This window comes from Mycobacterium sp. H4Y (assembly GCF_000364405.1).
GTDB classification, from domain to species: Bacteria; Actinomycetota; Actinomycetes; order Mycobacteriales; family Mycobacteriaceae; genus Mycobacterium; species Mycobacterium intracellulare.
Map to the genome: position 1 here is coordinate 2,801,846 of NZ_AKIG01000001.1, position 16,946 is coordinate 2,818,791.

Sequence of the window (16,946 nt, forward strand, 5' to 3'; positions counted from 1 at the left end):
GCGATATGACACGATAGTATCACTATAGGAAACCTTGTGTCATGAGAGGGGCGGCCGGTGACGGCACTGCTGCGCGCGGTCCGCAAGCAACGCGGCCTCACTCTCGAGGCCCTCGCCCAGCAGACCGGGCTGACCAAGAGCTACCTGTCCAAGATCGAACGCCGGCGCAGCACGCCGTCGATCGCGGTCGCCCTCAAGGTCGCCAAGGCGCTGGACGTCGACGTCGGGCGGCTGTTCTCCGAGGAGGCGGCCCACGAGAAGATCACCGTCGAACGGGCCGCCAGTGCGGAGGGTGAGCGCTACCGGGTGCTGGCCTCGTCGGTGCTGGGAAAGTCGATGTCGCCGTTCGTGGTTCGCCCGACCGAGAGGCCGGCCGACGACCCCCATCCCGAGCACACGGGTCAGGAATTCCTGTTCGTGCACGCCGGGACCGTCGAGCTCGACTACGGGGATCAGACGTTCACCCTCGGGCCCGGCGACAGCGCCTATTTCGACGCCTCGATCGGCCACCAGGTCCGGGCCGTCGGCGCCGAACCCGCCGAGGTCGTCGTCGTGGCTACCAGGGACGCGTCGAGCAGGTGACTCCGGTGGTGGCGCTCTGGGTCACCACGACCTGGCCGTCCACCGCGATCTGGCACTGAATCTGCGGCATGTTCGACGAGTCGCAGTCCGGCCAGTGGCATCCACCGCTGGCGTTGACGAACGCCCACTGGTTGGGGTCGGCCAGGGTGGCGTTGTAGACGAGCGGCTGCCCGGCGGTGAACGCCGTCTGCACGGTGTTCAGGAACTGCGACGAGTTCGAGTTGAAGGCCGCCTGGCTGGGCGGATCGCTGTTCATGTACCTGACGTTGCCGGTCAGGTTGCCGGTGGCGGTGATCGTGTACGTCACCTGGTGGCCGGCGGGATCCGCGTGGGAGGTGGCGGGCGTCGCAATCATCGCAGCGGCCGCGGCAAACGTCGCCGCCGCGATCCCCGTGGTCGCTATTCGCACGTTCGTCATATCTCAAACGCTACCGAATCCGTTACCGCCGTATCCGGGAAATGGCCTCTACCACGCGGGGCGTTCACCTTCAGGTCGCGCGGCTGCGGTATGAAGCAGGAGTGAGCGACGATTCGGAACATGCCGGCATCAGCCGCCGCCGGTTACTCACATCGAGTGCGGCCTCCGCGGTTCTCGGCGGCGTCGGGGTGGGCGGCGCCGCGCTGCTGTGGTCGCAGCCCGCCGGCCCCCGCGGGCCCGCGGCCTGGCTGCAGTCCGACCGCAACGGCGCGCCACCGATCGGCGGGCTGCACCTGCAATTCGGCAGGGACGCCGCCACCGAGGTGGTGGTGTCCTGGCACACCACCGACGCCGTCCGCAATCCGCGCGTCCTGCTCGGTACGCCGACATCCGGCTTCGGCCGCACCGTGGCCGCCGAGACCCGCACGTACCGGGACGCCAAGTCGGGCACCGAAGTTCGAGTCAACCACGCCCGGCTGACCGACCTGACCCCGGACACCGACTACGTGTACGCCGCGGTGCACGACGGAGCCGAACCGGAACAGGGCACCGTACGAACGGCGCCGTCGGGCCGAAAGCCCTTGCGGTTCACCAGCTTCGGCGACCAGTCCACGCCGGCTCTGGCCAAGATGCCCGACGGCCGCTATGCGACCGACAACATCGGCTCGCCGGCGGCCGCCGACACCACCATCGCCATCGAGCGCCTCGGCCCGCTGTTCAACCTGGTCAACGGCGACCTGTGCTACGCCAACCTGGCCCAGAACCGGATCCGGACCTGGTCGAACTGGTTCGACAACAACACCCGCTCGGCCCGCCACCGGCCCTGGATGCCGGCGGCCGGCAACCACGAGAACGAATTGGGCAACGGGCCGATCGGTTACGGCGCTTATCAGACCTACTTCGCGGTGCCCGATTCCGGGTCCAGCCCCCAGACCCGCGGCCTGTGGTACTCGTTCACCGCCGGATCGGTGCGGGTGATCAGCCTGGCCAACGACGATGTGGCCTACCAGGACGGTGGCAACTCCTACGTGCACGGCTACTCCGGCGGAGAGCAAAGGCGCTGGCTGGCAAGCGAACTCGCCGCGTCCCGGAGCGACCCGAATATCGACTGGGTGGTCGTGTGCATGCACCAGACGGCGATCTCCACCGCCGACAAGACCAACGGGGCCGACCTGGGCATCCGGGAGGAATGGCTGCCGCTGTTCGACCAGTACCAGGTGGACCTGGTGTTGTGCGGCCACGAGCACCACTACGAACGCTCGCATCCCGTGCGGGGCGCGCTGGGGACCGACACCCGCACGCCGATCCCCGTCGACACCCGAAGCGATCTCATCGACTCCACCCGGGGCACGGTGCATCTGGTCATCGGCGGCGGCGGCACCTCGGCGCCGAGCAACGCAATGTTCTTTCCCGAACCCCGGTGCCGGGTGGTCACCGGCGTGGGGGCGTTCGACCCCGGGCTGCGGCGCAAGGCGCCGATCTACGTCCTCGAGGACGCGCCGTGGTCGGCGTTCCGCGACCGCGACAACCCTTACGGCTTCGCGGCTTTCGACGTCGACCCGGGCCGCCCCGGCGGCAATACCTCGATCAAGGCGACGCATTACGCGTTGCGGGGCCCGCTGGGCGACATGGTCGTGATCGACGAATTCACCCTGACCAAGCCGCGCCGCGACAAAAGCTAGCTCAAAACAACGTCTCCTGAACGGGTTGCGGCGTTTCGGCCGAAACCGCTTGGGAGAACGGGCGATGATCGCCGGCGAGCCGGTACTTGGCGATCAGCGGGGCGGCGCGCTCGCGTAGCATGTCGCGATAACCCTGCGGCAGGTAGGCGCCCCGCCGGTACAGCTCGCGATAGCGGCCGACCAGTTCGGGATGCGAGCGCGCCAGCCACGACATGAACCATCCGCGGGTCGAGCTGCGCAGGTGCAGGCCGAAAACCGTCACGCTGCCGGCGCCGGCGGCCGCGATCTGGCCGAGCAGCGCGTCGAGATGCTCGGCGGAATCGGTGAGATACGGCAGCACCGGCGCGACCATCACGTGGCAGTTCAGCCCGGCGGCGGTGATCGCGCCGATCAGGCCGAGCCGCGCCTGTGGCGTGGGCGTGCCGGGCTCGACGTCGCGGTGCAGCTCGGCATCCCCGACCGCCAGCGACACCGCGACCGACACCGGGACCTGCGCCGCGGCGTCGGCGATCAGCGGCAGGTCGCGGCGCAGCAGGGTGCCCTTGGTCAGGATCGAGAGCGGGGTGCCCGATTCGGCCAGGGCGCCGATGATGCCGGGCATCAACGCGTAGCGCCCCTCGGCCCGCTGGTAGGGATCGGTGTTGGTGCCCAGGGCGACGGTCTCGCGCTGCCACGACGGCCTGCGCAGCTCGCGACGCAGCACCTCGGCCACGTTGGTCTTGACGACGACCTGGGTGTCAAAGTCGTTGCCGCAGTCCAACTCCAGGTATTCGTGGGTGGGCCGGGCGAAGCAGTACCGGCAGGCGTGCGAGCAGCCGCGGTAGCCGTTGACCGTATAGCGGAACGGCAGGGCCGACGCGTTGGGCACCTTGTTCAGCGCGGACTTGCACAGCACCTCGTGAAAGGTGATGCCGTCGAACTGCGGCGAGCGCACGCTGCGGACGAAGCCGATGCGTTGCAGCCCCGGCAGCGCCCCGTCCTCGACCGGTTTCCCGTTGACCGCGACGGCCTGGCTTGCCCACCGCATCCCGCTATTCGAACATCAGTTCGAGATACAGTCAAGTGCCATGGCCCATCCGCCCCGCTGCGCCGCCGAAGCCCGGCCTTGTGCGCGGTAGCAAACCAGATTATTTTCGGGTGACCGAACCGAAGGCGGGGTGTTGCACGCATGCGTTTGATCCATGTCGCGGCGGCGGTTGGCATTCCCGTCGTTGTGCTGATTGGGGCGTCGCCGGCCGGCGCGGAAACCGGCGCCGTCGGTTATGCCCAATGCGTCGGAGGCGACACCAAGCCCCCGCCGCCGGGCGTGAGTGCAGACGTGTGGTTCCCCAGCGTCCATGTGATCGACCACGACATCATTTCGGGTGTGCCGGCCGCCGAAGTGGTTGAGAGGCTGGTGAACATGGGCGTCAACCGGGACGACGCCGTTCGCCGCGTGCAGTGTTATCTGGTCAACTCACCGCATTAGCCCGCTTCTGCCGCCTACCGCGCGGGGCTAAGCTGCGGATCGTCGCCCCGGACGTCAGCCGCGAGGAGTTATGACCGAACGCATCGAGACTTCCCGCACCATCGCCGCACCGGCGTCGGACATATTCGCCGTGCTGTGCGACCCGCAGGGCCACGTGGCGATCGATTCGTCCGGGATGCTCCAGGATGCCGACGGCGATCCGGTGCGCGGCGTCGGTGACCGCTTCGTCGTGCACATGGATCGCGAGTCGTTGAACGACTTTCCGCAACTGGGCAAGTACGACGTCACCGTCGAGATCAAGCAGTTCGAGCAGGACCGCCTGATCGCGTGGACGGTGCTCGGTCAGATCCAGCCACCGATCGGCCATGTGTACGGCTACGCGCTCGCGCCGACCGAAGACGCCTCGGCCACCGTGGTCACCTCGTTCTACGACTGGTCGGACATCGACCCCAAGTGGCGGGAAGCCGGGATTTTCCCGATCCTGTCCGAGGGCGCGCTGCGGGCGACCCTGGGAATTCTCGACCGCACCGTCCGCCGCGGTTATCCGCGGGGAATCGTGCTGTAAGCCCGGCGGCAGGAGGGACCGACATGTTGCATTCGATGGTTCTGGCGAGTTCGGACCCCGTCGCCGCCGGCTTCATTCTGCGTGGCATCAAAGGGATTTTCGTCGCGATCGGCAGCATCATCGCCGCAATAGTCTGCGGCGTCATCGCCATGATGAAGGGCCGCAATCCGCTGGGATGGGGAATCCTTGGACTGTTCTTCTCCATCCTCACCCTGATCGTGGTGATCGTCATTCCCAGCAAGAAATGACCGGGCCGCGCCGGCCCGCGCCGGCGCGCTAGAAGGGCGGCGGCTCCCCGTCCCCCACGGCGTGAGTCGATTCGGAATACCAAGCGTACGAAGGCCTTTCAGCCAGGCGAGCCGTTCGGTTGTGTTTGCGTTCTGCTGCGATGCGGGTGGCGCGGTCTTGGGTGCGGGTGCGGCGGCGTTGGGGCATCATCGCGGTGCGCTGGGCGCAGTGGTTCGGGGGCGGGTCGGCTTCGGGGGCCGCGATCGCGCCGGTGGCCGCGCACAAGCTGGGAAACAGCAGCGCGCTGCCCGGGGTGGTCACATAGGTGTGCCCGGCCGGGGAGGTGAAGATCAGCGTGCCATCGGGCAGCTGCTTTTCCTGCCAGCCCCAAAACGTTTTCACCAAATGATGCGTACGGCACAGCGCCTTGAGGTTCGACGCGTGTGTGGGGCCACCGGCGGCGTAGGGGATGGTGTGGTCCACAGGGCGTGTCTTATTGACTGTGTAAGGGGTTCGGCCTGAATGGTGGTGGCTGACCACCGGACAGGAGAGTTCCATTGCCGCAATCTGATTCGTCAAGAGATGATGCTGCCGCCCAGTTGGCCGAGTTGTTGCCGCCGGCGGCAGTCGATGCCTTGTTGGCCGACGCTGAAGCGTCTGGCACCCCGATTGATGGCCCCGAGGGGTTGCTCGCGCAGATGACCAAGGCGGTGCTCGAACGCGCTTTGGACGTCGAAATCGCCGATCACCTGGGCTATGAGCACGGCGATCCGGCAGGGCATGGCTCGGGCAATTCCCGTAACGGCCATGGCCGCAAAACCGTGTTGACCACGGCCGGGCCGGTCGAGCTGGAAGTGCCCCGTGACCGCAACGCCACGTTTAGCCCGGCGATCGTGCCCAAGCGCAAACGCCGCCTGGGCCAGGTTGAGGACATGATCTTGTCGCTGTATGCCCGGGGCATGTCGACGCGCGATATCACCGAGCACCTCGGCGAGGTCTATGGCGCCCGCGTGTCGGCGGCCACGATTTCGCGGGTCACCGACGTGGTCACCGAGGAGATCGCCGCCTGGCAATCCCGGCCGGTCGATCCGGTGTATCCGATCTTGTATATCGACGCGATCCGCATCAAGATCCGCGACGGCGGCGTGGTGGCCAACAAGGCCGCCCACGTGGTCATCGGCGTCGATGTCGAGGGAATCAAGCAGGTCCTGGGCATCTGGATCCAGCAGAGCGAGGGCGCCAAATTCTGGCACGGGGTGCTCACCGAACTGCGCAATCGCGGGTGCCGCGATGCGCTGTTCGTGTGTTGCGACGGGTTGGCCGGCCTGCCCGAATCGATCGCGGCGGTCTGGCCGGCCGCGGTGATCCAGACCTGCGTGGTGCATCTGCTGCGCTCCTCGATGCGTTATGCCTCCTACGCCGACCGCCGCAAGATGGCCACCGCGCTGCGTCCGATCTACACCGCACCCACCGAAGAGGCCGCCAAACTGGCCCTCGAGGAGTTCCGCGCCCAGTGGCGCACCAAATCCCCCGGAGCCATCGCTGTCTGGGATCGGGCCTGGGCTGAGTTCGTGCCTTTCCTGGCATTCCCGGTCGAGATCCGCAAGATCATCTACACCACCAACGCCATCGAATCGCTGAACTACCAGCTGCGCAAAGTCACCAAGGCCCGCGGCTCGTTCCCCTCAGACGCCGCAGCAATGAAGCTGCTGTATTTGGCCATCCGCAACATCAACCAGAAACGAGGATCAACACACGGACCAGGCACCTACCGCTGGACCGAAGCACTGAACACCTTCGCCATCCAATTCCCCGACCGACTCCCACTATGACCCAAAGATAAACGGCTGCAACACCTTACACAGTTATCTTGACAAGCCCGGTCCACATCGCAGGCGGTGGCCGGGCGATCACAGCCGGGCCAGCGACACGTCAGATCCCGACACCGCACAAAATCGGCCAGCGCCCGCGAGGGCACATACCCCGGCTCCAAGGCGGCGTCGCCGGGATGGGTCAACGGCACCAGTGTGGCCGAGGCCGCCAGCTCGGCGAGCACCTCCGGGGGGATCAATCCCTCGGCGCCGACCTCGGCACCCGGGGTGGATGCGCGACCCTCCAGCACCGCGTGTTCGCCGATCACATGGACAGTCACCGGGCCCGCGGCCCGCCCCCGGCCGCGCAATCCGCGCGCCCGCAGCGACACCCCAGCCGATCGGCGTCGGCGGCCAACGCCCCCAATGCATCAGCGCGGCGCTGCTCCCGAGTCCGTGGGTCATGCGCACACACCGTGGCCGCCAACCCATCCAGGCGCCGATCCAGCGCGTGGGCATCCGGGGCATACAGGGTGGCCTCCAGATGCGCCAGCCCATCGCCCATGTCGGCCATCCACACCTGCCGGCCGGCCGCGCGCTCCTGGCGCCGCCGCACCGCATCCACATCAGCCTTGGCCACGACCTTGTCGACCTGGGCCGCCAACCGGCCCTGACTCAACGACGGCCACCGGCCCACATTGGCCGCCAACACCGCGTCCACCGCCCCCAGAACCTCGGGATCGACGATCAAATCGGTGCGGAACACGATGGTCTGAAACATCCGATAATCGATATCCCCGGCGCCAAACACCGCCCCCACTTTCGGCAGGCGTTCGCGCATCGCGCGGGCATAGCGCACCCGGCTCGCGGCCAACCCCTGGCCGATCCGCAACTGCGCGCCCACCTCCGCGGCCACCGCCGCCTCGGTGTCCACCGCCCACTCCTCGCTCTCCGCACAGCGCGAGAGCCGATAGGCAAACAACTCCCCGATCGCCACCAACTGCGCCGCCGCCGCCCGATTCTCCACCCGCGCCACAACCCCGAGGTGCTCCAACAACGCCGCCGACTCCCGCGTCGACGACGGATGACAACGCTCAACGAGCTCATCAAGCTCCGCGATCACCGCACGCCGCCGCACCTCATCGAACATACGTTCGACTATGCCACAGGCAACCGACCGCGTTGACTCATCAGAAATGCGCGCGAATGGGTGCTTCGTTGACTCATCAGAAATGCGCGCGTGGACGGCGCGCCTGCCTGATCGGTCAGCAATGACTTCGGTAGGCCCAGGTGATGGGGCTGACATTGGGCGAGCGCAGAGCAGTGACGCAGGCAGCGGCGATCCGTTACCAGCAGGCCGGTAAGCGCGGGAAGAGCCGGATTCTCGATGAGTTGTGTGCCAACACCGGCTGGCATCGCAACCATGCCCGTAAGGCGCTTAAAGCCGCGCTGGTGCCCACGATCGTCGCCGCGCGTCCTGTCCGGCCGGTGACGTATGGACCTGAGGTCATCGCCGCATTGACGGTCTGCTGGACCGTACTCGGAATGCCCGCCGGCAAACGGCTCGCCCCCATGCTCGCAGAGCTGGTGGCCGTGTTGCGTCACTTCCGGGAGCTGGTCATCAGTGATGAGACCGCGGCGTTGTTGGTCTCGATGTCGGCGGCCACCATCGATCGCCGCCTGGCCGATGAGCGAGCCAAATACACGATCAAAGGACGTGTGGGCACCAAGCCGGGATCGCTGCTCAAAAGCCAGATCCCGGTGCGCACCTGGGCCGAATGGGACGACGCTGTGCCCGGCTTCGTCGAGATCGACACGGTCTTCCACGACGGCGGCAACCGCGGTGGAGGCCATGCCTTCACACTGACGGTCACCGACATCGCCACCGGCTGGACCGAGAGCCGCTCACTGCCCGACAGGGCGGCCAAACACGTACTGGCCGCCCTCAATCACATCGCCGCCGCGATGCCGTTCCCGATCGTCGGCGTGGACTGCGACAACGGCTCGGAATTCATCAACGACGACCTGCTGACATGGTGTCAAAACCGCTGCATCACTTTCACCCGGTCACGACCGGGCAACAAGAACGACGGCTGCCACGTCGAGCAGAAAAACTGGGCAGTGGTACGCACAGTGGTCGGCTACTACCGCTACGACACCGCATCAGAACTGTTGCTACTCAACGAAATCTGGCATCTGCAGACGAAGCTGACCAACTACTTCCACCCCCAGCAGAAACTGATCTCCAAAGTCCGCACAGGAGCCAAGGTGTCCCGCAAACACGACAAGGCCCAGACCCCGTTTCACCGCGCGATCAATCACCCGAGCATGGCTGTGGAACGCATTGTCGCGCTCAAGCGGACCCACTCGCTGATCAATCCGGCCGCCACCCAACGCCAGATTCAGGCGTTGACCGCCCAGCTCTTCACCCTGGCCACCAGCAAAGCCCCAGCCGGCACCCCCGCTCCCATCACCAAGCGCGCACGCTCACGTGAGGCAACGAACCACCCTTCGCGCGCATCTTGACATGAGGCAACAAGCCGACAAACCGCCTACCAGGCCCGAAACGGGCTACCGGCCCAGCCGCGCAAGCACGTCGGCGACAACGGTCTCCGAAGCGACGGCCGACTGCTCCCCCGTCCCGAGGTCCTTCACCCCGACCGTGCCGGCCTCGATATCGCGGTCGCCCAGCACCAGGGCGACCCGGGCGCCCGACCGGTCGGCCGCGCGCATCGCGCCCTTGAGCCCGCGGTCGCCGTAGGCCAGGTCGACGCGCACCCCGGCGGACCGCAGTTGACCGGCCAGCACCGCCAGCCGCAGCTTGGCCTGCTCGCTCAACGGCACCCCGAAGACCTCGCAGCGCGCCGCCGTCCCCACGCTCTTGCCCTCGGCCCGCAGCGCCAGCAGCGTGCGGTCCACGCCGAGCCCAAATCCGATGCCGGACAGGTCTTGTCCGCCGAGCTCGCGCATCAGGCCGTCGTAGCGGCCCCCGCCGCCGATGCCCGACTGCGCGCCCAGCCCGTCGTGCACGAACTCGAACGTGGTCTTGGTGTAGTAGTCCAGCCCGCGCACCATGCGCGGGTTGATGACGTAGGGCACCCCGAGCGCGTCCAGATGCGCCAGGACGGTGTCGAAGTGCTGCTTGGCCGCATCGGACAGGTGGTCGAGCAGCACCGGCGCATCGGCCGTCATGGCCCGCACCTCGGGTCGCTTGTCGTCGAGGACGCGCAGCGGGTTGATCTCGGCGCGCCGGCGCGTCTCGTCGTCAAGCGAGAGCCCAAACAGGAACTCCTGCAACAGTTCTCGATACGCCGGTCGGCAGCTGTCGTCGCCGAGCGAGGTGATCTCCAGCCGGAAGCCGTCGAGCCCCAGGGAGCGAAAACCCGCGTCGGCCACGGCGATGACCTCGGCGTCCAGGGCCGGGTCGTCGACGCCGATCGCCTCCACGCCGACCTGTTGCAGCTGGCGATAGCGGCCGGCCTGCGGGCGTTCGTAGCGGAAAAACGGTCCCGCGTAACAAAGTTTGACGGGCAACGCGCCGCGGTCCAATCCGTGTTCGATGACGGCGCGGACCACGCCGGCGGTCCCCTCGGGCCGCAGCGTCACCGAACGATCGCCGCGGTCGGCGAACGTGTACATCTCCTTGGACACCACGTCGGTGGACTCGCCCACGCCGCGCGCGAACAGCGCGGTGTCCTCGAAGATGGGCAGCTCGATATCGCCGTAACCGGCGCGGCGGGCGGCCCCGAGCAGTCCGTCGCGCACCGCGACGAACTGGGCCGAGTCCGGCGGGACGTAGTCGGGCACGCCCTTGGGCGCAGAAAATTCCGCCACCGGTTACAGGCCTTCGAGGAAGGGGTTGAGGCGCCGCTCGGCGCCGATGGTGGTGGCGTTGCCGTGCCCCGGCAGCACCACCGTCGCGTCGTCGAGCACCAGGAGTTTGTCGACGATCGAGGTCAGCAGGTCGCGCCCGCTGCCGCCGAACAGATCGGTGCGCCCGACCGACCGCTCGAACAGCGTGTCGCCGGTGAACACCAAGTCCTTGTCCCCGGTCACCCGGAACACCACCGATCCGCGCGTGTGCCCGGGGGTGTGGTCGACGTTGACCGTCACGCTGCCCAGGTCGAGCTTGTCGCCGTCGCGGTCGAGCTCGACGACCTGCTTGGGCTCCCGCCAGAAGGCGCCCGCCACCAGCTGCGCCAGCCGTGGGCCCAGGCCGTAGATCGGGTCTTTGAGCATGAACCTGTCCTCGGGATGGATGTAGGTCGGGCACCCGTAGGTGTCGGAAACCTTCTGCGCCGACCACATGTGGTCGATGTGCCCGTGGGTCAGCAGCACCGCCGTCGGCGTCAGCTGGTTCTCGTCCAGGATGCGCCGCAGCGGGGCCATCGCCCGCTGACCCGGATCCACGATGACGGCGTCCGTTCCCGGCCGCTCGGCCAGCACGTAGCAGTTGCAAGCCAACATGCCGGCGGGAAATCCGGTGATCAACACGGTTCCCATTTTCCCATGGGGCCCACTTGACACGAGTCGCGGCGCCCACATTAGCCTGAGCTGGCCACCTCACGGGTTTATGGGGCTCCGATCCAATCATGGAGGCATAGCGGCCGTGCCGACCAACGAACAACGACGTGCCAACGCCAAGCGCAAGCTCGAACGCCAGCTGGAGCGGCGCGCGAAGCAAGCCAAGACGCGCCGGATCGTGTTGATCGCGGCCGGCTCGATCGTGGCCGTGGCCGTGGTCGTGGCGGTGGTCCTGACGATCGTCAACACCAAGCACGAACACAAAAGCAACACCGCGGCGACCACGACCAGCAGCAGCTCGCCGGAAAGCACGACGCCCGCCGCGCCCGCGCCGTCCGCCCCGCCGTTGCCGGCGTTCAAGCCGTCGGCCGAGGTCGGCGCCAACTGTCAATACCCGGCAACACCCGAGCCCGCGGCCAAGCAGGTCAAGCCGCCGCGCACCGGCAAGGTGCCGACCGATCCGGCGCAGGTGAGCGTCAGCATGGTGACCAACCAGGGCCACATCGGCCTGATGCTGGCCAACAACGAATCACCTTGCACCGTCAACAGTTTCGCGAGCCTGGTCGGCCAGAAATACTTCGACAACACCAAATGCCACCGGCTGACCACCTCGCCGGGGCTGGGCGTCTTGCAGTGCGGCGACCCCAAGGGCGAAGGCACGGGCGGCCCGGGCTACCAATTCGCCAACGAATACCCCACCGACCAGTACCCGCCGAACGACCCCAAGGCGCAGGAGCCCGTCCTCTACCCGCGCGGCACCCTGGCCATGGCCAACGCCGGGCCCGGCACCAACGGCAGCCAATTCTTCATGGTCTACAAGGACTCCCAGCTGCCGCCGCAATACACCGTGTTCGGCACCATCCAGCCCGACGGGCTCGCCACGCTGGACAAGATCGCCAAGGCCGGCGTCGCCGGCGGCGGCGAGGACGGGGCACCCGCGACCGAGGTCACCATCACCTCGGTGCTGCTCGACTGAGTCCGAGCGGGCTCAGGCCGCCGACGTCACCCGGTAGACGTCGTACACGCCCTCGACGTTGCGCACCACGTTCAGCAGGTGGCCGAGGTGCTTGGGGTCACCCATTTCAAAGGTGAACCGGCTGATGGCAACTCGATCGCCGGACGTGGTCACCGACGCGGACAGGATGTTGACCTTCTCATCGGCCAGCACGCGCGTGACGTCCGACAGCAGCCGGTGCCGGTCGAGCGCCTCGACCTGAATGGCCACCAGGAACACCGACGACGGCGACGGCGCCCAATGCACCTCGATGATGCGCTCGGACTGTTGCTGCAGGGACGCGGCGTTGGTGCAGTCGGTGCGGTGCACGCTGACCCCGCCGCCACGGGTGACGAACCCCATGATCTGGTCGCCGGGCACCGGCGTGCAGCACTTCGCCAGCTTGGTCAGCACGCCCGGGGCGCCGGGCACCGAGACGCCGACGTCGTCGCTGCTGCGCGGGCGCCGCAGCATGGTCGTCGGGGTGGACCGTTCGGCGAGGTCTTCTTCGGCCTGGTCGATGCCGCCGAGTTCGGCCAGCAGCCGCTGCACGACGTGCCGGGCCGACACATGCCCCTCACCGATCGCCGTGTAGAGGGCGGACACGTCGAGGTAGTGCAGCTCGCGGGCCACCGCCGACAGGGTTTCGCCATTGACCAAGCGCTGCAACGGAAGTCCCCCGCGACGCACCTCGCGTGCCATCGCGTCCTTACCGGCCTCCAGCGCCTCCTCGCGGCGCTCCTTGGCGAACCACTGCCGGATCTTGGCCTTGGCGCGCGGTGAGACCACGAACTGCTGCCAGTCCCGCGACGGCCCGGCGTTGGCCGCCTTCGAGGTGAAGACCTCGACGACTTCCCCGTTTTCCAGCTTGCGTTCCAGCGCCACCAGACGTCCGTTGACCCGGGCGCCGATGCAGCGGTGACCGACCTCGGTATGCACGGCGTAGGCGAAGTCCACCGGCGTGGAGCCGGTCGGCAGGGTGATGACGTCGCCCTTGGGGGTGAAGACGAAGATCTCTTGTACCGCAAGGTCATACCGCAACGATTCGAGGAATTCGCCGGGGTCGGCGGCCTCCCGTTGCCAGTCGAGCAGCTGGCGCATCCACGCCATGTCGTCGATCTCGGCGGCGGCGTGCGGATGCGGAACGCCGTTGCGCCCCTTGGCCTCCTTGTAGCGCCAGTGCGCGGCGATGCCGTACTCGGCGGTGCGGTGCATGTCGCGGGTGCGGATCTGCACCTCCAGCGGCTTGCCCTCGGGGCCGACGACCGTGGTGTGCAGCGACTGGTACACGCCGTAGCGGGGCTGGGCGATGTAGTCCTTGAACCGGCCGGCCATCGGCTGCCACAGCGAATGCACCACGCCCACAGCGGCATAGCAGTCCCGGATCTCGTCGCACAGGATGCGGATGCCGACCAGGTCGTGGATGTCGTCGAAGTCGCGGCCCTTGACGATCATCTTCTGGTAGATCGACCAGTAGTGCTTGGGCCGGCCCTCCACCGTCGCCTTGATCTTCGAGGCGCCCAGCGTGCTGACGATCTCGGCGCGGACCTTGGCCAGGTAGGTGTCGCGCGACGGCGCGCGCCCGGCGACCAGCCGGACGATCTCCTCGTACTTCTTGGGATGCAGGATCGCGAACGACAGGTCTTCCAACTCCCACTTGACGCTGGCCATACCCAGCCGATGCGCAAGGGGCGCAATGACTTCCAGCGTCTCGCGGGCCTTGCGGGCCTGCTTCTCCGGCGGCAGGAACCGCATGGTGCGCATGTTGTGCAGCCGGTCGGCCACCTTGATCACCAGCACGCGGGGATCGCGCGCCATCGCGGTGATCATCTTGCGGATCGTCTCGCCCTCGGCGGCGCTGCCCAGCACCACCCGATCCAGCTTGGTCACACCGTCGACGAGATGGCCGACCTCTTCGCCGAATTCCTCGCTCAAGGCGTCCAGGGTGTAGCCGGTGTCTTCGACGGTGTCGTGCAGCAGCGCGGCCACCAAAGTCGTGGTGTCCATGCCCAATTCGGCCAGGATGGTGGCGACGGCCAGCGGGTGGGTGATGTACGGGTCGCCCGAGTGGCGCAACTGGGTGGCGTGGCGCTGGTCGGCGACCTCGAAGGCGCGCTGCAGCATCGACACGTTCGCCTTCGGGTAGATCTCCCGGTGCACCGCCACCAGCGGTTCGAGCACCGGGTTGAGCGTGCTGCGCTGCGCGGTCATCCGCCGGGCCAGCCGCGCCCGGACCCGCCGCGACGCGCTGCTGGACGTCTTCAGGGACTCGGTCGGCGGCTCCGGCGCCTCCATGGGCTGCGTGATGGCCGGCGGCTCCGTGACTTTGGTGGGCGCGTCGAGCGCCTGCGACGCGCTGTTGTCATCCGCCACGTGTGGTCACCTCCGAATTCGAGGATATCTCCGATGTGAGGGGGCTACTCGCACATCAGGCTGTGCACCGGCAACGGCGCGACCGCGTCCCGGCCGCCCAACCCACCGAGTTCGAACAGCACCGCCGCCGCGGTCACGTTCGCCCCGGCGCGCTCGAGCAGCCGGGCCGACGCGGCCAGGGTGCCGCCGGTGGCCAGCACGTCGTCGACGATCACGACGTTGCGTCCGCGCAGGTCGATGCCCTCGCCGGGGATCTCCAGCGTGGCGGTGCCGTATTCCAGGTCGTACCGCTCGGCGTGCACCGGCGGCGGCAATTTCCCGGCCTTGCGGATGGCCAACACGCCCGTGCCCAGCCGGTCGGCGACGGCCGCGGCCACCAAGAACCCCCGGGCCTCGATGCCGGCCACCAGATCGGCGCCGGACGCGAGCTCGGCGACCGCTCCGGTGATCGCCGTCATCGCCGTCGCGTCGGCGAACACCGGGGTGAGGTCCTTGAACTGGATCCCGGGCTTGGGGAAGTCGGCCACCTTGCGCGTCAGCGACGCGATGAGCTCCGCCACGGGCGTCCGCCCGCCGACGTTCGTCACGGCAACCTCACTGCACCAGGGCCCATCGGTCCATGTTCCAGCCCACGCCCCACCGGGTCGGGTTGTTGCTCACCGCGTACATCTTCTTGGACATCAGCAACGTGCGCTGCTGCCGGTACAGCGGCAGGGTGGGCATGTCGCCCCACAGGATCGGCGCGGTTTCGGCCAGCAGCCTGACGCGCTCGGCGGCATCGGCGGACACCGCCAGCGCCCCGATCGCGCTGTCGACCTGGGGATTGCTGTATCCGGACAGGTTGTTGCCGTTGCCGGTGTGCAGGGCGTACGCATCCAGCGCCGAGGACCCCGTCGAACCGCTGCCGGTCGCGCCGCCGGTGCTGGCCAGCAACGCGTCGATCTTCCCGTCCCGCAGCGCCTGCGGCCCCGAGCTGTCCAGCGTGACGCCGGTGACCGTGATCCCGGCCGCGGCGCACGATTTGGTGATGACGCCCACGTTGACCGCGAGCCGCGCGTTGGGCCCCTGGTAGCCGATCCGCACCGCCAGCGGCGCACCGCCGAGCGCGTTGCGCGCGGCGACCGGATCCGCCTTGCCGAACGGGCCGGCCTCGGCGGCCCCGTCGGCCGCGGTGACGGCGTCGTCGCCGGCCGGGCTGAGGCGTGAATTGGCGATCGGCGTCCCCGCATCGTGGGCCAGCGCGTCGCGCGGCGTGCACAGCGCGACGGCCCGGCGCGCCTTGGGTGCCGCAAGCGGCCCCTGCGGGGCGAAGAACAGCTGCTCGATGCCGTCGGACGGGGCATCCGAGCGCTCGTAGTTGTCGGGCGTGGCCAGCGTTCCCGACGAGCCCGCGGCGACGTCGACCACGTCGACGGTGCGGTTGTTGACCCGGTCCTGGATGTCGGGCCCCTGCGGCCACACCGTGATGCGCTTGGTGATGGCCCGCGGCCCCCACCACCGGTCGTTGGCGACGAGCACCACCGCCCCGCCCTCCAGGACGGACCCGATCTTGTAGGGCCCCGACGACGGGAAACGCTTTTCGAGCACGTCTTTTTGCAGACCGGGTTTGAGCTCCCAGATGGTGTTCCACAGCTTCGCGATCTGCTGCACCAGTGGCGCGTTGTGGCTGAGCAGCGCGGCGGTCACGTCGACGTTGAGCTGGTCGGCGATGACGTGCGACGGCATCAGCGAGGTCGCGGTGAACAGCTGGTTGTAGTCGACGACGCCGCGGTCCGGGACGAACGACACCCGCGCCTTCTTCTGCCCGGGGATGCACTCGACGTTGGCGATGTCGATATAGCCGCCCTGAGTGGCCGCATCGAATTCCGGGAAGCGGCCGGACTGGGCCGCCCACGCGAGCACGATATCGTCGCAGGTCAACGGCTTGCCGTCGGAGTAGACGGCGTTGTCGGCGATCTGGTAGTCCAGCACCAGCGGCGTGCCGCCGACCACCGAAACGGTGCCGAAGTCGCGGTCGGCGACGATCTGCCCGCCCGGCCCGTGGTAGCTGAACCCGGTGAGCGTGCGGGCGAAGGCCTGCGCGCCGGCCGAGGCGGCGCCGGCGACGGTGTTGGTGTTGTAGGTGCTCAGCGGGCCGTCGACCACGTAGTCCACCTCGGAGGCGGCGCTACCGGCGCACGCGGTCACCACGAAACCCGCGACCAGCGCCACCGCCAGCCCGGCGCTGATCCACAGCGCGATGTTGTGCCGGCCGGTTAGCGCGCCATCGGCCCCAGTTCCCCGGTACCTGGTGGCCATCGC

Annotated in this window: 15 protein-coding genes and 2 pseudogenes; 8 read left to right on the forward strand and 9 right to left on the reverse strand. The window is 68.1% G+C overall.

Features of this window, described 5'->3' with window-relative positions:
- Positions 1-57: 57 nt before the first annotated feature.
- Positions 58-582, forward strand: a complete 525-nt coding sequence (locus W7U_RS12090; RefSeq protein WP_008258289.1) for an XRE family transcriptional regulator — start codon at positions 58-60, stop codon at positions 580-582.
- Here W7U_RS12090 and W7U_RS12095 read toward each other — a convergent pair.
- A complete protein-coding gene (locus W7U_RS12095; protein ID WP_008258290.1) occupies positions 557-1,000 on the reverse strand; it encodes a hypothetical protein in 444 nt (147 codons plus the stop codon). The two genes, W7U_RS12090 and W7U_RS12095, sit on opposite strands and share 26 nt — an antisense overlap.
- Positions 1,001-1,101: 101 nt before the next feature.
- Here W7U_RS12095 and W7U_RS12100 point away from each other — a divergent pair, with 101 nt between their 5' ends.
- Complete coding sequence (locus W7U_RS12100) at positions 1,102-2,682, forward strand: metallophosphoesterase family protein (protein WP_008258291.1); 1,581 nt, start codon at positions 1,102-1,104, stop codon at positions 2,680-2,682.
- Position 2,683: 1 nt separating this feature from the next.
- Here the strand turns inward: W7U_RS12100 and W7U_RS12105 are convergent, their stop codons facing one another.
- Entirely contained in the window at positions 2,684-3,709 is a 1,026-nt protein-coding gene (locus W7U_RS12105) for an Rv2578c family radical SAM protein (RefSeq protein ID WP_008258292.1), read from the reverse strand.
- A gap of 141 nt (positions 3,710-3,850) precedes the next feature.
- Between W7U_RS12105 and W7U_RS12110 the strand changes: the two genes are divergently transcribed.
- The 3 genes from W7U_RS12110 (at position 3,851) to W7U_RS12120 (ending at position 4,963) form a co-directional block, all read left to right on the forward strand.
- Positions 3,851-4,150: a hypothetical protein gene (locus W7U_RS12110; RefSeq protein ID WP_008258293.1), complete on the forward strand. Its 300-nt coding sequence runs from the start codon at positions 3,851-3,853 to the stop codon at positions 4,148-4,150.
- 70 nt (positions 4,151-4,220) lie between these two features.
- Positions 4,221-4,715 (forward strand): SRPBCC family protein, encoded by a 495-nt coding sequence (locus W7U_RS12115; RefSeq protein ID WP_008258294.1) that lies wholly within the window; start codon positions 4,221-4,223, stop codon positions 4,713-4,715.
- A 23-nt stretch (positions 4,716-4,738) separates the two neighbouring features.
- Complete coding sequence (locus tag W7U_RS12120; RefSeq protein WP_008258295.1) at positions 4,739-4,963, forward strand: hypothetical protein; 225 nt, start codon at positions 4,739-4,741, stop codon at positions 4,961-4,963.
- A 28-nt stretch (positions 4,964-4,991) separates the two neighbouring features.
- On the opposite strand, the pseudogene W7U_RS12125 reads toward W7U_RS12120, so the two are convergent.
- Positions 4,992-5,426: pseudogene (locus W7U_RS12125) on the reverse strand (HNH endonuclease signature motif containing protein); the annotation flags it as partial.
- A 116-nt stretch (positions 5,427-5,542) separates the two neighbouring features.
- Here W7U_RS12125 and W7U_RS12130 point away from each other — a divergent pair.
- Positions 5,543-6,775, forward strand: a complete 1,233-nt coding sequence (locus W7U_RS12130; RefSeq protein WP_008258297.1) for an IS256-like element ISMysp7 family transposase — start codon at positions 5,543-5,545, stop codon at positions 6,773-6,775.
- A 50-nt stretch (positions 6,776-6,825) separates the two neighbouring features.
- On the opposite strand, the pseudogene W7U_RS26925 reads toward W7U_RS12130, so the two are convergent.
- A pseudogene (locus W7U_RS26925) lies at positions 6,826-7,904 on the reverse strand (13E12 repeat family protein); the annotation flags it as partial.
- A 143-nt stretch (positions 7,905-8,047) separates the two neighbouring features.
- On the opposite strand from W7U_RS26925, the gene W7U_RS12140 reads away from it, so the two are divergent.
- Positions 8,048-9,280 (forward strand): DDE-type integrase/transposase/recombinase, encoded by a 1,233-nt coding sequence (locus tag W7U_RS12140; protein ID WP_036429032.1) that lies wholly within the window; start codon positions 8,048-8,050, stop codon positions 9,278-9,280.
- 45 nt (positions 9,281-9,325) lie between these two features.
- Here W7U_RS12140 and hisS read toward each other — a convergent pair whose 3' ends face one another.
- Together hisS and W7U_RS12150 are read right to left on the reverse strand one after the other, a co-directional pair.
- Positions 9,326-10,588, reverse strand: coding sequence for a histidine--tRNA ligase (gene hisS / locus W7U_RS12145; protein ID WP_008258300.1), 1,263 nt, complete (start codon positions 10,586-10,588; stop codon positions 9,326-9,328).
- Positions 10,589-10,591: 3 nt separating this feature from the next.
- On the reverse strand, positions 10,592-11,248 hold the full coding sequence (locus W7U_RS12150; protein WP_008258301.1) for an MBL fold metallo-hydrolase: 657 nt from the start codon (positions 11,246-11,248) through the stop codon (positions 10,592-10,594).
- A gap of 115 nt (positions 11,249-11,363) precedes the next feature.
- Between W7U_RS12150 and W7U_RS12155 the strand changes: the two genes are divergently transcribed.
- Complete coding sequence (locus tag W7U_RS12155; protein ID WP_008258302.1) at positions 11,364-12,254, forward strand: peptidylprolyl isomerase; 891 nt, start codon at positions 11,364-11,366, stop codon at positions 12,252-12,254.
- 12 nt (positions 12,255-12,266) lie between these two features.
- Here W7U_RS12155 and W7U_RS12160 read toward each other — a convergent pair whose 3' ends face one another.
- From W7U_RS12160 to W7U_RS12170, 3 genes are read right to left on the reverse strand one after another with little or no spacing between them, the layout of a single operon-like run.
- A complete protein-coding gene (locus tag W7U_RS12160; protein WP_008258303.1) occupies positions 12,267-14,645 on the reverse strand; it encodes a RelA/SpoT family protein in 2,379 nt (792 codons plus the stop codon).
- Positions 14,646-14,689: 44 nt separating this feature from the next.
- On the reverse strand, positions 14,690-15,232 hold the full coding sequence (locus W7U_RS12165; RefSeq protein ID WP_008258305.1) for an adenine phosphoribosyltransferase: 543 nt from the start codon (positions 15,230-15,232) through the stop codon (positions 14,690-14,692).
- A gap of 7 nt (positions 15,233-15,239) precedes the next feature.
- The gene (locus tag W7U_RS12170) at positions 15,240-16,943 is read right to left on the reverse strand and encodes an ABC transporter substrate-binding protein (RefSeq protein ID WP_008258307.1); all 1,704 of its coding nucleotides are present in this window, start codon (positions 16,941-16,943) and stop codon (positions 15,240-15,242) included.
- Between the last annotated feature and the right edge of the window lie 3 nt (positions 16,944-16,946).